General features: G+C 62.1%; 14 protein-coding genes. 11 read left to right on the top strand and 3 right to left on the bottom strand.

All coding sequences use genetic code 11. The annotated features are described in order from the left end of the window. Positions 1-171 precede the first annotated feature (171 nt). The 7 genes from AYX22_RS21605 (at position 172) to AYX22_RS21575 (ending at position 5,219) form a co-directional block, all read left to right on the top strand. Entirely contained in the window at positions 172-1,062 is an 891-nt protein-coding gene (locus AYX22_RS21605) for a MurR/RpiR family transcriptional regulator (RefSeq protein ID WP_207595500.1), read from the top strand. Between the two features lie 37 nt (positions 1,063-1,099). After that, positions 1,100-1,639 (top strand): GNAT family N-acetyltransferase, encoded by a 540-nt coding sequence (locus AYX22_RS21600; RefSeq protein ID WP_207595499.1) that lies wholly within the window; start codon positions 1,100-1,102, stop codon positions 1,637-1,639. Positions 1,640-1,689: 50 nt separating this feature from the next. Further along, complete coding sequence (locus tag AYX22_RS21595) at positions 1,690-2,148, top strand: hypothetical protein (protein ID WP_207595498.1); 459 nt, start codon at positions 1,690-1,692, stop codon at positions 2,146-2,148. After that, entirely contained in the window at positions 2,145-2,822 is a 678-nt protein-coding gene (locus AYX22_RS21590) for a hypothetical protein (protein WP_207595497.1), read from the top strand. The genes AYX22_RS21595 and AYX22_RS21590 overlap by 4 nt, the downstream gene beginning before the upstream one ends. 79 nt (positions 2,823-2,901) lie before the next feature. Next, on the top strand, positions 2,902-3,837 hold the full coding sequence (gene ppk2, locus AYX22_RS21585; RefSeq protein WP_207595496.1) for a polyphosphate kinase 2: 936 nt from the start codon (positions 2,902-2,904) through the stop codon (positions 3,835-3,837). A gap of 121 nt (positions 3,838-3,958) precedes the next feature. Next, a complete protein-coding gene (locus AYX22_RS21580; protein ID WP_207595495.1) occupies positions 3,959-4,489 on the top strand; it encodes an RNA polymerase sigma factor in 531 nt (176 codons plus the stop codon). Further along, positions 4,482-5,219, top strand: a complete 738-nt coding sequence (locus AYX22_RS21575) for a hypothetical protein (protein WP_207595494.1) — start codon at positions 4,482-4,484, stop codon at positions 5,217-5,219. Before AYX22_RS21580 ends, AYX22_RS21575 begins: the two co-directional genes overlap by 8 nt. A gap of 47 nt (positions 5,220-5,266) precedes the next feature. On the opposite strand, the gene treS is transcribed toward AYX22_RS21575, so the two are convergent. Further along, positions 5,267-7,558: a maltose alpha-D-glucosyltransferase gene (gene treS / locus AYX22_RS21570; RefSeq protein ID WP_207595493.1), complete on the bottom strand. Its 2,292-nt coding sequence runs from the start codon at positions 7,556-7,558 to the stop codon at positions 5,267-5,269. Positions 7,559-7,769: 211 nt separating this feature from the next. Next, the gene (locus AYX22_RS21565) at positions 7,770-8,483 is read right to left on the bottom strand and encodes a TetR/AcrR family transcriptional regulator C-terminal domain-containing protein (RefSeq protein WP_207595492.1); all 714 of its coding nucleotides are present in this window, start codon (positions 8,481-8,483) and stop codon (positions 7,770-7,772) included. A 500-nt stretch (positions 8,484-8,983) separates the two neighbouring features. Between AYX22_RS21565 and AYX22_RS21560 the strand changes: the two genes are divergently transcribed. The 4 genes from AYX22_RS21560 (at position 8,984) to AYX22_RS21545 (ending at position 13,094) form a co-directional block, all read left to right on the top strand. After that, positions 8,984-9,724, top strand: coding sequence for a GAF and ANTAR domain-containing protein (locus tag AYX22_RS21560; protein ID WP_242703446.1), 741 nt, complete (start codon positions 8,984-8,986; stop codon positions 9,722-9,724). 107 nt (positions 9,725-9,831) lie between these two features. Then, positions 9,832-10,806 carry an NAD-dependent epimerase/dehydratase family protein gene (locus tag AYX22_RS21555; protein WP_207595491.1) on the top strand — a complete coding sequence of 325 codons (975 nt, stop codon included), beginning with the start codon at positions 9,832-9,834 and terminating at the stop codon, positions 10,804-10,806. 56 nt (positions 10,807-10,862) lie between these two features. After that, entirely contained in the window at positions 10,863-12,167 is a 1,305-nt protein-coding gene (locus AYX22_RS21550) for an LssY C-terminal domain-containing protein (RefSeq protein WP_207595490.1), read from the top strand. Between the two features lie 156 nt (positions 12,168-12,323). Beyond that, positions 12,324-13,094 carry a polyprenol monophosphomannose synthase gene (locus tag AYX22_RS21545; protein ID WP_242703654.1) on the top strand — a complete coding sequence of 257 codons (771 nt, stop codon included), beginning with the start codon at positions 12,324-12,326 and terminating at the stop codon, positions 13,092-13,094. A gap of 358 nt (positions 13,095-13,452) precedes the next feature. Here AYX22_RS21545 and AYX22_RS21540 read toward each other — a convergent pair whose 3' ends face one another. Next, positions 13,453-13,959, bottom strand: a complete 507-nt coding sequence (locus AYX22_RS21540; RefSeq protein WP_207595489.1) for a universal stress protein — start codon at positions 13,957-13,959, stop codon at positions 13,453-13,455. Positions 13,960-14,002: the final 43 nt, after the last annotated feature.

Raw genomic sequence — 14,002 nt, 5'->3', positions numbered from 1 at the left:
GAGCCTTTCCGGATGAGCAGGGCATGACAACTTTTGTGATGTCGCTTACATCGACCGTATTCGCTGGGATGATCTGCGTCAATCGTTTACCTCCGACGCCGCCCTTGGGTAAATTACTTACATGGGCCTGCCGCTACCGTGGATTGGCTGGGTCGGCTGGAAGGAAACACCATGGAAGAGGCACTGAGCGGGCAGTTGTCACGGACCGTCTTAGTGCGGATACGTTCGGCACTGCCGACGTTGCGCCCCTCAGAGCGCGCCATTGCCGAGCTCGTCCTGGCGGATCCTTCCCGTGCGGCCATGATGTCCATCGGGGATCTTGCCGAGCAGGGCGGGACGTCCACCACGTCGGTTGTCCGTTTCTACAAGAAGGTGGGCTACACCGGGTACTCGGATCTGCGTCTGGACCTGGCCCGGGAGACCGCGCGCGAGAGCCTTGCCAACAATGTGCCGGCGGGAGTCTATGAGGACATCAACACGTCCGATTCGCTGCGCGACATCGTCTCCAAAATTGCCTTCAACGAGACCATGTCCATAGCGGACACGGCCCAAGTGCTCGACGTCGACAAACTCGCCCAGGCGGTGGAGGTCATCTCCACCTCGCGGAAGACCGATATCTTCGGCGTTGGGGCGGGTGGCTTGGTGGGCGAGGACCTGCAGCAGAAGCTGCACAGGATTGGCCTGACGTCCTTCAGCTGGGCGGACCCCCATGCGGCGCTGGCATCTGCGGCCCTTCTGGACGGCGACGGCGTTGCTGTCGCCGTCTCCCACTCGGGCACAACCGTGGATACGGTCGACTTCCTGTTGGCGGCGAAGGCGGCAGGAGCAACCACCATCGCGGTCACCAATCATGCCGATTCGGCGCTGGGGCGGACCGCCGACATTGTGCTGAATACCGCCGCGCGGGAGACGCCCTTCAGGTCCGGGGCCATGGGTAGCCGCATCGCCCAGATGATGGTGGTTGACTGCCTCTTTGTTGGAGTGGCCCAGCATTCCTACGATGCGTCCGTCTCTGCGCTGAAGAAGACGCACGCAGCGGTCCAGGGCCGTAAATTGGCTTGACAAGAAGTTCGGATCAGCGGGGCCTAGAGTCGTCACCATGTTTACTCTTACCGCTCCTGACGTGTCCCTCTACGAGTCATTCATCGAGTCGCACCGCGAATGGGACGGCGCCCACCAGGACGGCGCCGGGCTGTTCGCCGGCGATGACGTCAGCACAGCCGAAGGCTTTGCCGCGTGGGTCCGAAAGTTGGCGGACGCTGAGCATGCCCAGGAAGTGAACGGCATCGTCCCCTGCACCTTTCGCTGGATAACAGAGGATTCGCGATACGTGGGCTCGATTGCCTTCCGCCACTACCTCACGCCTTCCCTCCTGAACTCCGGCGGCCATATTGGATACGGCGTCCGCCCTTCGGATCGCGGCCGCGGTGTGGCAACCTGGGCCCTGCGGGAGATGTGCTCCAGCCTGGCTGCAGGGGGAGGGCCTGAGCGGGTACTCCTGACCTGTGATGACAACAATGCGGCTTCTGCGAGGACCATTGAGCGAAGCGGCGGCGTGCTGGAAGATGTGCGCCTGGACGGCGAGGGCAAGGCCTTCCGCCGCTACTGGATTGAGCTTGCCGCCCCCGCAGGTGAGTGAGGTGTCACCCGGGGGTTGACACCTCACTGCCGTGTGAGGACTATGGACTCATGACAAGTCAACCCGGGGGTGACAATGCAGCTTCCCAAACCCTTGATCCGCAGTGGCAGCACGTGCTCACCCATCGTCGGGCCGACGACGGTTCCCGCGACACCGCAGCCAAGAGGTTTGTGGACCGCGGGATCACCCCGGAACAGCTCCACGCCGTCCTGACCGATGGCGGGGATGCCCTCTACGCGGCAGCCGCAGCGGGCGGGCAGGGCTGGGCAGAACCGTTTGGCGGACCGTTGGCCGTGGCCCTGCTGTCCGCGGAGGTCAGTGTCTTTGCCGCACATCTCAATTCCAGGGCATCCGGAATCAGGTCAGTGGCTGTCGCTGAACTCCTGGACGAGTACAGCGCCGTGACGGTGGCCGCAGAGCTCGGAGTGGCGCGCCAGAAGGTATACGACATTGCACGGGCAGGTCTTCGTCCGCCCTACATTGAGCAGGTCCCTTGGAGGACATCGTGAATCCCATCGAAGAGAAGGTCCAGCTACCGGACCCGAAAACCCACTTTCTTGTCCATCCCCTTGACCTTCCCGGAGCCCGAAAGGAATTCCTGCTGGGCTGGTGGTTGGGAGTCTTCGCAACGCCCCAGGTCTACACAGCGCTTCTGGCCGTCTTCTGGGCCGTCAGCAACAACTACGTCACGCCCGTGCTGGACCCACTGGTCCTGGTGGTGATTGCCGGGTGGATCAGTGTGAAGCTCACGCGCGGCGCGTGGGACTACATTCCGGGGAAGCGCCACGACAAGGACCGGCGCATGGCGGGGATGACCATCACGGCGTCCCTCATCACCTCGCTCGCACTCTTAGCGGGTCTGCTGATCTTCATGGCGTGGACTGCATCGCAGGATTTGGTTCCGGGGTTCAGCGCCTATCCGCTGGGAATGGGGTCTGCCATCGCTCTGATCATGGCAGGAGAGCTGGTGATCAAGCTGGTTCGCCGCAGGTCCCTGGAACTGGTGTCCCACGCCATCAGCTTGGTGGTGGTGGTTGCCGCTGTATGGATCGGCTTCGGCTTCCTCCCTGAAGGGCGGGATATCGAACCACTGGACCTGCTGCCTGGCGCCGCAATCCTTGTGGGCGTCTGGTTGGCCTGGCTGCTGTTCACCACAACAGAGGACCGCCGCAATCACGGCTGATGGCCGAAACCCTGTTCATATTCCCGTCACCATCCGTTGCTAGGCTGCCGCGCACCACACGGCTGACCAGGAGGACCGCATGACGGAGGCAAACTCACTATCCACATCACTGGACGATTGGTGGGTCAGGGACAACCTTCGGGAGACCATCGATCACCTGGTGGAGTTGGGCTACACCATCAGCGGCGGGCAAGGGGAGGACCCCGACCTGATCGATCCCGGTGGATCCGCTGTTGAAACGTGGAACGAGGACTATCCGTACCAAGAGCGGATGACCCGCGATGAGTACGAGGTGGAGAAGTACCGACTCCAGATTGAGTTGTTGAAATTCCAGTACTGGGGCCAGGACCGCGGACTCAAGCACGTGATTGTCTTCGAAGGCAGGGACGCCGCCGGCAAGGGCGGCACCATCAAGCGCTTCACGGAGCACTTGGATCCCCGGTCCGCCAGGACAGTTGCGCTGGCCAAACCCTCGGACCGGGAGCAGGGCCAGTGGTATTTCCAGCGCTACATCCAGCACCTTCCGACAGCCGGCGAGATCGTCATGTTCGACCGCTCTTGGTACAACCGGGCCAACGTGGAGAAAGTCATGGGCTTCTGCACAGACGACGAATACGACACCTTCATGGGGCAGGCGCCGGTCTTCGAAAAGATGCTGGTGGACGCCGGGATCCACGTGACCAAGTTCTGGTTCTCCGTCACCCGGCAGGAGCAACGGACCCGCTTCGCCATCCGCCAGATCGACCCCGTCCGCCGCTGGAAGCTCTCGCCCATGGACCTTGCATCCCTGGACCGCTGGGAGGAGTACACCGACGCGAAGGAACAGACGTTCCTGCACACGGACTCCGACCATGCGCCGTGGATCACCATCAAGTCCAATGACAAGAAGCGCGCCCGCATCAACGCCATGCGCTACTTCCTGAACCAATTCGACTATGAGGACAAGGACACCTCGGTGGTTTACGACGCCGATCCTCTGATCCTCCGCCGTGGCCGCGACGCCGTAGGCGACTAACGCTGCAGGCGATCAACGCCAAACCGCGACGTCGGCACTCACCGTGAGTGCCGACGTCGTGCTTTCCGTGTCTTTTCCCAGGGCTCGTTACACTTTTCCGATTGCCGGACATTAACGGGGTATGAGCTTGCAAACGGAGCAGGGGGATCGCGTGGAGTTGGCCAGGCAGAAGCATTTTCTGGCGGCCCACGCCGCGTGCCATGACAAGGTATACCGCTATTTCCGGCGCCGAACGGAGGGTGCGTCCACGGCCGAGGACCTCACCGCAGACGTGTTCCGGATTGCGTGGGAAAAGTCCCGACAGGACCAGGAACTCTCTGTGCTTGTGGTGTTTGGCATTGCCCGCAACGTCCTCCGGAATCATTACCGTTCGACCGTCCGCTCGCAGAACCTCACGCAGCAGTTGGAGCGGCAGCGGACGGCTGAGTTGGGATCCGACGACGGACTGGTGAGGGAAGCGCTGGACCGTCTCAAGCCCGAGGAACGCGAGGTCCTTCTCCTGACGTACTGGGACGGATTCAGTTCCGCCGAGGTCTCAAACCTGCTCGATGTCACCGCTACGGCCGTCAGGATGCGTCTGCACCGGGCACGGAAGGAACTCGGCACCCTGCTTCGTACAGACCACATCACGGAGGATCCCAGAAATGCGTAACAACGAGATGTCCACCCTGGATCGCCTGACCGCGGCCGATCCCGCCCTTGCGGTGACGGAAGATGAACTGGCCCGCAGCCGGGAAATGAGTTTGGCGGTGATGGCTACCGACGCCGAGCAGCTTGCCGTGGGTGGGTCCATCGGAGATTCCCATCAACGGCCCGTCAGGCGGCCTCTTCCCGTGCTGGCACGGTATGGGCTGGCGGCAGCGGCCGCTGCGGTGATGATGGGGGTCGTTGTGACCGCATCCCTGCCCACGAATACCCTCCTGGAGGATGTGCCCGTTGGGACGCAGCCTGCCGCCGAGCCGCACAACAGTGCGTCCAACCCGCCGGGTGTTTCGCCGCTGCCCGAGATTACCGGCTCCCCGACGCCCACAGTGGAACCGGAGATCGTCACAGGCGGGGCAGGAAAGCTGGCCGCTTCCACCACCGGGATCGATAACCTCATAGCCGGTGGCATCTACATGCGCCCGGACGTCCTCCGAACGGAGAAACTTGAGGCAGACCAGAACGGGTGTATCGGCAACGGCCTCCTGTTTCCCACGGGAACCAAGGTCACCGACGCCGGTTTGCTGATGCCCGATGGAGCATTCTTCAGCATCGGCGATGTCATTTCCTATGGGGGCCTGGAGGTGAACTCCAAAGACGTGGGGGCCTGCGCCGATGGCCGGCCGCTCATCTTCGTCGAGGATGTGCGTCCCTACCCTCATGGCATCCCGGGCGCCTGAACCACCGCGACGTCGGCACTCACCGTGAGCGCCGACGTCGTGCCTTCCTATTCGGCGGTCTCTTCCTCAACAACCGGGTCCTTCAACAGCAGGGCCGTGCCCTGGAAGGCCGGCAGCTCGAGATAGAAGCTGTGGAGGTCGTCCACCTGGCCGACGTCCTCGCCGCTGAACAAGTCATGCACGGTAGCTCCGGGCACGAGGTGTGAGGACTGGATGCTGCCTGCAATGTCCTGGTCCGAGAAGTTCAGGACCGTTACCTGCAGTGCTCCGTCGGCCAGCTGGTTGACCATCACCAGCAGTCCCCGGTTGGAAACGTCCGGCACGTCCAGCAAGGTGCTGGTGGCAATGCCCGACTCCTCCCGCACTGTGAGGATCTGCTGGAGGCGGCGAGCGTAGGAGCGTGAATCCTTGAGCTGCTCGGGCAGGGAACCGTAGAGGCTGCGGGCACGGGCCATGCCGGCCAGCGAGGTCTTCGCGTCCGGGCTGGTGCCCATGAGGTCGTGGGCTCCACGGTTGATCCAGCGTGTGTCACCCTGCGACGTGAGTTCCTTGACGGTTTCGCGGTCCAGGGCCGTGATGCCGGTGAGGTCCCAGCCCGAGAGTGCGAAGACGCCCGGCTGCAGCGCGTTGTACATGGACAACAGCACGTGGGCGTCCAGTACCTGGGCTTCCTGCTCAGGGGTGATGGCGTCCTGGTCCTTGATACCCAGCGCGGCCATGATGAAGCTGACCGTGGTGCAAGCGATGCCGTTGGTGGTGAACAGTGCGTTGTAGGGCCCATTCTCGCCCGTGAGACGTTCCCGCAGGGTCTCCTGCACCTTCTCCGCAACTTCGGCTCCGGTCAGTTCTTCACCGCCAAGCTCGAAAACGTCGTCCCTGTGCCCGGCGGCAAAGTGCAGCAACTCATAGGTCAGTTCGTCGTGGTTCTGGAGGGCGTGGACCAAAGAAGCCTGGTCCACCCCGATCTCCATGGAGAGGCGCAGGGTCAGGCGCAGGAATTCGGTATCGCCTGTGACGAATGCGTAGTGGTATGCGGGCCGGGTAATGAAGTCGTATGAGAGGTCGGGACCCGATTCTGACTGGGCCTTGATGTCGTCGATAGTGAGGTTGAGTTCCTGGAAGGAGAACCCGCCCACCTTGCGGATCATGGAGCCGATCAGCTGGTTTGCCGCCTCGGACAACGGGTGGCCCTCCGACCATCCCGGCTCCTCTTCCGCGCTCTTTTCGACGCCCAGGAAGCCGTTGGCATCAAGCCGCAACGCACCGGTGCCGAGGTCCAACAGTGAATGCAGTGCGTCACCTACCACCAGGCGCATGCCGGCGAACGTTGGGTCCAGCCAGTTGATGGACGGCTGGCCGGACTTGAAGTAGTGGAGGTACACCCAGCGTCGGGTCTTGCCCGTGGTGTCGATAATGGGCTTGGTGGCGCTCCAATTGGTTTCCTTGACACCGGGTTCGTAGAAAATGACCCGCTGCAGCCGCCCAATGATGTAGCCCGCCTTTTGCAGGGCTTCCTCAGCGGCCGGGCTGATGTTCACCGAGTCCTCGCCCTCGGGAACGTCCGGCAAAAGGTGCCAGTCCTCCTCGGGGATGTCCACCATGTGATAGATGCCGGGGTAGTCCCGGAAGTTCATCTCAGCCAGCCGGAAGTCCGCGCCCTTGCCTGTGTGCCCGGGGACGATGTCGTCAATGATGGTGCCGCCGTGCTCGTTGGCGACCTCGCACATCTGACGGAACTCCTCTTCCGTCCCGAACGCCGGATCGATCGCCATGGAAATGCGGTCAAAATGGCCGTCCACGCTGGGTGTCTGCGACCAGCCACGGATGCCGCCAGCCAGCTTCACAGGGCCAGTGTGCAACCCACGGATGCCAATCTTGCTGAACGCATCCCAGAGCTCGGGATCACCCAGCGCCGAAAGGAAGGACTGGCCATCCTTGGTGATGAAGGACAGCGGGTAGGCGGTGAACCAGACAGGTGAACGCTCAACGGCTGCGCGCGGGTTGGGCCTGGCGTACGAGTTCTGCCACATGCTGGCCTGCCCGGACAACTGGCGGGCCATGGTGTTGGCATCACCCAGCATGGATTGGTTCCTGAGCCAGTCCACATAGGTTGAGTTCAGGCCGTCGAATTCCAAGGAAGGCCGGGCGGCAAAGAACTGGCGCCTTCGGGCGATTGGCCGGAGCGCCTTGGGCCGGGCCGGGTAGAACTGCTCGTCAAAGGTGATTTCCGCCGGTTCGCTTGCGATTTCATCGGGCGTTTCCTGTGGCGTCTCCTCCGGATTTTCTTCTGGAGTTTCGCTGATTTCTGACACGCTCGTGTTGACTGCAGGCTCCCGCACAGTTGTCTCCTTACGTGGTCGCCGCGTCAACGCCGACCGTCCGAGGGGGGTCGTTCAAGAGGTCACGTACCCGGGCTTGCCCGGACTATTCATGCTAGTCGGGGGAGCCTGCCGTTTGTCTAACCCTGGAACAAGTAAGTCTCGTGATGAGGTGACGGTTTGACGCGCCGCCCTGGCGCGGACGTATAGAGTTCCGGTTCCCGGACAGGGCTCACGCCTGGGTTTGGTGGGTGGGTTCCGTGAGGCGTGCGGAGAGGCCGGCAAGGAGGATGGTGATGCCTTCATCGAGCTCGTCTTCACCGTCATAGTCGGCCAGGAGCGGGGCGATCGCGCGGAGGCGCGGGAATTCCTTGGCGGGCAGGCGGTGGAGGCCGAGGCGCAGGAGAGCTTCGTCCTCGTCAGGGTCGACGATGAATTCCTGCAGCTCGTTCAGGATGTGGCCGTAGAGGAAACCGTAGTAGGCGCGATAGACGTGCAGGGCGTCCGAGGGGGCGAACCCGGCCTCAATGAGTAAGTCCAGGATCTGTTCGAGGGGGCGCAGGGTGCCGACCGGGCGAAGTCCCATGGGGGTGGATAGGGGGCGCGTGACCAGGAGGGGGACGACATTGGGGTGTCGGAGTGCTATCAGGCGCAGGTCGTGGGCGATCCGGCGGAGTTGGCCCTGCCAGTCCGGGTCGTCCGGAAAGATGGTCCGTTCGTTCAAGACCAGTTCGGTGACTCCGTCCAGCAGTTCCGTCCGGCTCTTGGCGTAGCGGTACAGGCCCATGGGGTCCCTGCCGAGTTCCTGCCCGAGCCGTCGCATGGTGAGAGCGTCGAGTCCTTCAGCGTCCACCAAGGCCAGTGCGGTGGATAAAACCAACTCCCGGCTGAGCGCCTGCTTCCTGCCCGGTACCGCCTCGGCCAGGGGTTTCGTTGCCGGAGCCATGGTTTTCCTCCTGTTGGATGCTTTGAGACGAGACCTCCTTGAGGAGGGAAGCAGCGGCTATCAGCCACTACAGAAACAGTCTACATTGTAGTGAATATGCATTGTCTATTCAGTAGTCTACGTGTACTGTCTACAATGTAGTCAGATGATGTAGACGGTTCAGTATGAGGCCCCAGAGCCCAGGGGAACCGGCCATGATGTTTCCTGCCGGATTCGCGAGAGCTCCCTTCCGGCCCCCTCCAGATCCCCTGTGCAAGGTCTGGAGGCCCAGCCGCCGTTGCCCTACGGCGGAACCAAGGTCACTTGAGCGGAAAGAGCCGCGCATGGCACGTTCCGGGCAACACCAGTTCTACGACGAATCCCCACCCATGGCAGCGGCATCTGGCGCTTACCGCACCAGAGAAAGCCGCAGCAGTGACTGCCCCCGGGAAGCTGCCCGGCCTGTGGACTCCTTGAGCAAAACTCTTACACCGCCCCAATATCCAGGAACGAGGCCAATCGTGGCGCAACAAACCCTTCTGCCCGCGAGTTACGTCGTTGACCGCATGCAAGATCTTGTCCTGAAGACACAGGATGTGAAGGAAATGCTGGATGAACTTGCCGATTTCTCAGCGGTCACTTTGACCGACCCTGCGCTCGCCTTCTGCAGCATCACACTCATGCGTCGGAAGAAGCCCGTGACAGTAGCAAGTAGTGAAGAACGGGCAATGCGCCTCGACCAAACGCAATACACGATAGGTGCTGGGCCTTGCCTTTCGGCGATCAGGGAACAGGTCGTCGTGCATGTGCCTGACTTGGCAAACGATGACCGCTGGCCCTCCTTCTCGTCGGCCGCGGTCCAGGTGGGGGTGGGATCCAGCCTGTCCGTTCCCCTGGCCCTTGAGGGGGAGGCCGAAGCCGGCCTGAATCTGTACTCCACAAAGGCCCGCGGATTCACCGAGGTGGACATTGATGTGGTCCAGGCGTACACGTATCACGCGTCCAAGGCACTTCGCGTGGCGGTTCGTCTCAGCCAGTTGGCCGAAACAAAGAAGCATCTCCTCGCCACCTTGGAATCCCGGACCACCATTGACCTGGCAACCGGCGCCATCATGGCCCAAAACCGTTGCAGCCAGGAAGCGGCAATGAAGATCCTGCAGGTCGCTTCCAGCACACGCAACGTCAAACTCCGGGACCTTGCCTCCTCGGTAGTCTCCTCCCTGACCAAGGACCCGAAGGTCCGGACCCACTTCGACGCTTAGGAGATTTGACCGGAGACGTGGAAGCCGCCCGCGGTCCCCGGAACTCGTGCGGACCTACCGATCACTCCCACAAGCCAGTACCGTGACTCGTGGAGATCGGAGAACCCATGAAAATCGTACTTATCGGTGGCAGCGGCCATATTGGGTCCTTCCTTGTCCCCAGGCTTGTGCGCGCCGGACACGAGGTCGTCAACATCAGCCGCGGAAGCCGCCTGCCCTATGCCGATTTCCCCGAGTGGGAGCAGGTCCGCCAGGTCACCGCGGACCGTGAGCTCGAGGACCGCGAGGGTATCTTTGGTGACCGTATAGCTCAACTGGGCGCCGACGTCGTGGTTGACCTCATGTGCTTCACCGTTGGGTCGGCCACTGCGCTGGTGGATCGCTTGCGCGGCGAAACAGGCCATCTGCTGCACTGTGGCTCCATCTGGCGATACGGCGTCAGCCTGAAGTTGCCCCTTGCCGAAGGAGCGGACTTCGCCGAAGAGCCGGTGGATGAGTACGGGATCCAGAAGCGTGACATCGCGCGCATGCTCAAGGAGGAGACTGCTTCCGGAGGGTTGGCCACAACATCGGTTCATCCTGGGCACATCGTGGGTCCTGGATGGCAGCCGATCGGGCCCTTGGGCAACCTCGATCCTGGAGTGTGGCAGACGATTGCCTCAGGGCAGCCACTCCGGATTCCCGGAATCGGTAATGAACTGATGCACCATGTGCATGCCGACGACGTCGCGCAGGCCTTCGAGAAAGCCATCCTGAATCGGGACGCTGCGGCCGGGGAGGACTTCAATATTGTTGCTCCGAGCGCACTGACGGTGCGCGGTTACGTGAGCGTCGCTGCTTCCTGGTTTGGGCAGGTGCCCCGCATGGAAACCGTGGGCTGGGAGGAGTTCCGGCGGACCACCACCAAGGAATCTGCCGATATCAGCTGGGCCCACCTCTCCCGCAATCACTGCGTGAGTATCCACAAGGCAACCTCGCTGATCGGGTATACGCCGCGCTACGAACCCGAGCAGGCAGTGCTGGAATCTGTGCAGTGGCTCATCGGCAACGGACAACTCGACGTCCCGAAACTGCTGACATAAACCTGTACAACTGCCCACCCGAGGCCCGAAGCTTAAGGGGCCACAGGGGGAGTTTCATGGATAAAGTGCCGAACAACGGCGTCACGGACAGCCGGCTCGATCACGGGTTCTTCGTCCTGGGTGGAGTTGCCGCGGTGTGGCTGGCCTTCCTGCTGGTGGGGGAAAGCTTCCACCTGGGGTGGGGCCAGCTGTGGTTCTCCGTTGTCTTCTGGGCCTTCCTTGCCTACCTGCTTTTGCCGCGGCTGCACCGGATCCTGACCACCATTTACGTTCCGGGCTATTTCATAGGCCGCGCACGCACCAGCGATGGGCTGCTGGGCGATCCCGTCAATGTTGCGTTACTGGGAGCCGAACCCCAGGTCCATGCGATCATGAGGTCCGCAGGATGGACCATGGCCGACGACGTCACTTTCGCCAGCAGCCGCCGCATCATAAGCTCCACCATTTTCCGGCAGAGCTACACCGAAGCGCCGGTCAGCCCCTTGTATCTCTTCGACCGGCAACAGGATTTCGCTTACCAACAAGAGGTCAACAACACCCCAGGAAAACGCCACCACGTCCGCTTCTGGCGTTGCCCTGAGGGGTGGCTCCTCCCCGGTGGGCACAAAGTGGATTGGCTCGCGGCAGGCACGTACGACCGCAGCGTCGGCTTCTCGCTCTTCACCCTGCAGATCACGCACAAAATCGAGCAGAACACGGACGTGGAGCGGGACCACATCGTTTCCACCGTTTGCGCTGCCGAGCCTGCCGTCACGGTGCAGGTGATCGAGGACTTCTCCACCGGATATCACACCCGCAACGGCGGCGGTGACTCCATCTCCACCGACGGCGACCTTCCCATCATCGACGCCAGCCGTGTCCAGGTCCCCGCCGACCAGCCGCCCAGCCGGACCGACAGCCGTGACCGGCGCCCGGCACCTATCGTGACCGGCGCTGTCCTGGTTGGTATCCGGGCGATTGCCGCTTTTACCTTGGCGATGACACTGCTGGGCTCCGGTAGCGACATCGGACTCGAAGACGTCGCCCTGGACCCGGAAACCACGACGACGGCGATTGTCACCATGGCGGTCATCGTCCTGCTCTTCGGGCTCGGTGAGGTGTTCCTGGCATGGCGGATTTTCCTTGGCAGCAACGGCGCCCGGGTAATCGCAATGGCCCTGAGCTCCATCTCGATCCTGGTGCAGGCCGTCGACTACTCCACCGGGACCGCGAATCTCACTCTCGAAGCGGGTCTCTCCGGACTTGCCTCGGACATCCTGGTCCTGCTGGCGTTGTCCAGCCAACGGGCAAGGGTCTACGCCAAACGGCAGCGCATCCCGGCCGTTCCGGCATCCGTGGTGGGGCGGCGTGTGTCCTCCTGACCTTCTTTGAGCGTGGGCTCTGTCCGACACGCCGTCGTCTGTGGCGTGTCGGGGTGGTTTCAGATTCAAAGTGGGTGGCGAAGGCACGGGGCAGGCAGGGCGTGCGGAGGTCATGAAGATCCACTGAATAGACTGGCTGGGCCTGGCGCATGCACCATGCTCAGGCTAGATCCGAAAACCGAATTGGGGACCCACGTTTTGAGTGTCAAGAATCCGAAAATCGCTGTTGTAGTGCCTACCTACAATGAGCGGGAAAACTTGCCCGTTCTTGTTTCCCAGCTAGTTGCACTTGGGATTGCCAATCTCAACGTTCTGGTTGTCGATGACAACTCTCCCGATGGAACCGGGGCTGTGGCTGATCGACTGGCAGCGGAATCCAGCGGAACAGTGTCAGTCCTCCATCGGAAAGAAAAAGATGGGTTGGGCAGAGCGTACGTGGCAGGAATGACCCGTGCTCTGGCCGATGGCTCCGGGATCGTCATCCAGATGGACGCAGATCTGTCCCATCCCGTGCTGGCAATTCCCACCATGCTTGATCGGATTCAAACCTCCGGCGCGGCGCTGGTTATCGGCTCACGGTATGTCTCCGGGGGTTCCACGGCTGCTGAATGGCCTTGGCATCGCAAGGTCCTCTCCGCTTGGGCGAATTTCTATGTGAGTGTGGTCCTGGGCTTGAAAGTCAAAGATGCAACGGCGGGTTTCAAGGCTTGGACCGCCTCTGCACTGAACGAGATTGATGTCCAGGCGGTTCGAAGTGACGGCTACTCATTCCAGGTTGAGATGAACTACCGGGCGGCAAGGCGAGGATTGGCAATCGCCGAAATTCCCATCCACTTTGAAGAACGCGTGGAAGGTGCCTCGAAGATGAATCTCCGCGAGCAGTTGGAGTCGGCGCTTACGCCGTGGAAGCTCCGCTTTCACAAGTAGGCCGTCCCGCAACCACCGACTTTGAATCCGCTGACGGCTGGAGACGCCGGTGAATGCGGCGTGTTGCACTGCCCGGAGATTCAAAGTGAGTGGTGAAGGTACGGGGCATGAAGCCAGCCACACAGTGAAGGCTGCCCCTAAGGTCCGACGGCGGCACTCACCTGGGCGCCGCCGTCGTGGGGCCGAAGGGCGCGGGGGTGGGAGAGCGTTCCAGGGTTAAACAAAAGAGCTCCGGAGTGCGTTATTGGGGGATACGCACTCCGGAGCGGTCTTTGAGCAGGCGCTTTCGCTGACCTGCAGTAATCACTCTACGTTGCGCGCAACCCCTTCGCCACCACCTCGAATAAGTACTTTCGCTTTAGTTTCTATGGGCAGCTTCCGGCCGTTTTTTCTGGGGGACAATCAGCACCGGCCGGCGTTGGTGATGGCTCAGCCACGCGGCCACTGAGCCGTTGAGTGCCTCGGAAATCCTGTGCCCCAAACCGGGCTCGGGCGTTCCCACAATGATCATGGACGCGTTGATGTCCGCGGCGAGCCTGCCCAATGCCCGCGCTGGGTCACCTGCCAGCAGGCGCAAGGTCCAATCTGCCGTGCCGCCGTCCATCGCCTCCCCGATCACCCTGCCGAGGTCGCCGCGCACGGCCTCGACGTCGGCATCTTCCTTCTCCGGGTGGAGCGACATCCGGTGTGTCTCCCGGGACGGGTCCCACTCGACGAGGTAACTCGCCTCGTCCACATATGCGCACACCAGCGGGACGCCGAGCCGCTCAGCCAAGGTCCGGGCAGTTTGGAGTACTTCCACATGCTGGTCCGGGAGAACCCCCACCACCAAGGGAATCGGTCCGCTGAAATTTTCCGCAACCATACCCTTATTGTTGCGCCGGGGCGATCCAAAAAACAGGCTGTTG

The sequence above is a fragment of the Arthrobacter sp. D5-1 genome, assembly GCF_017357425.1.
Taxonomy (GTDB): Bacteria; Actinomycetota; Actinomycetes; order Actinomycetales; family Micrococcaceae; genus Arthrobacter.
Note: the sequence above shows the minus strand (reverse complement) of the source record. Positions and strands in the feature narration are given on the sequence as shown.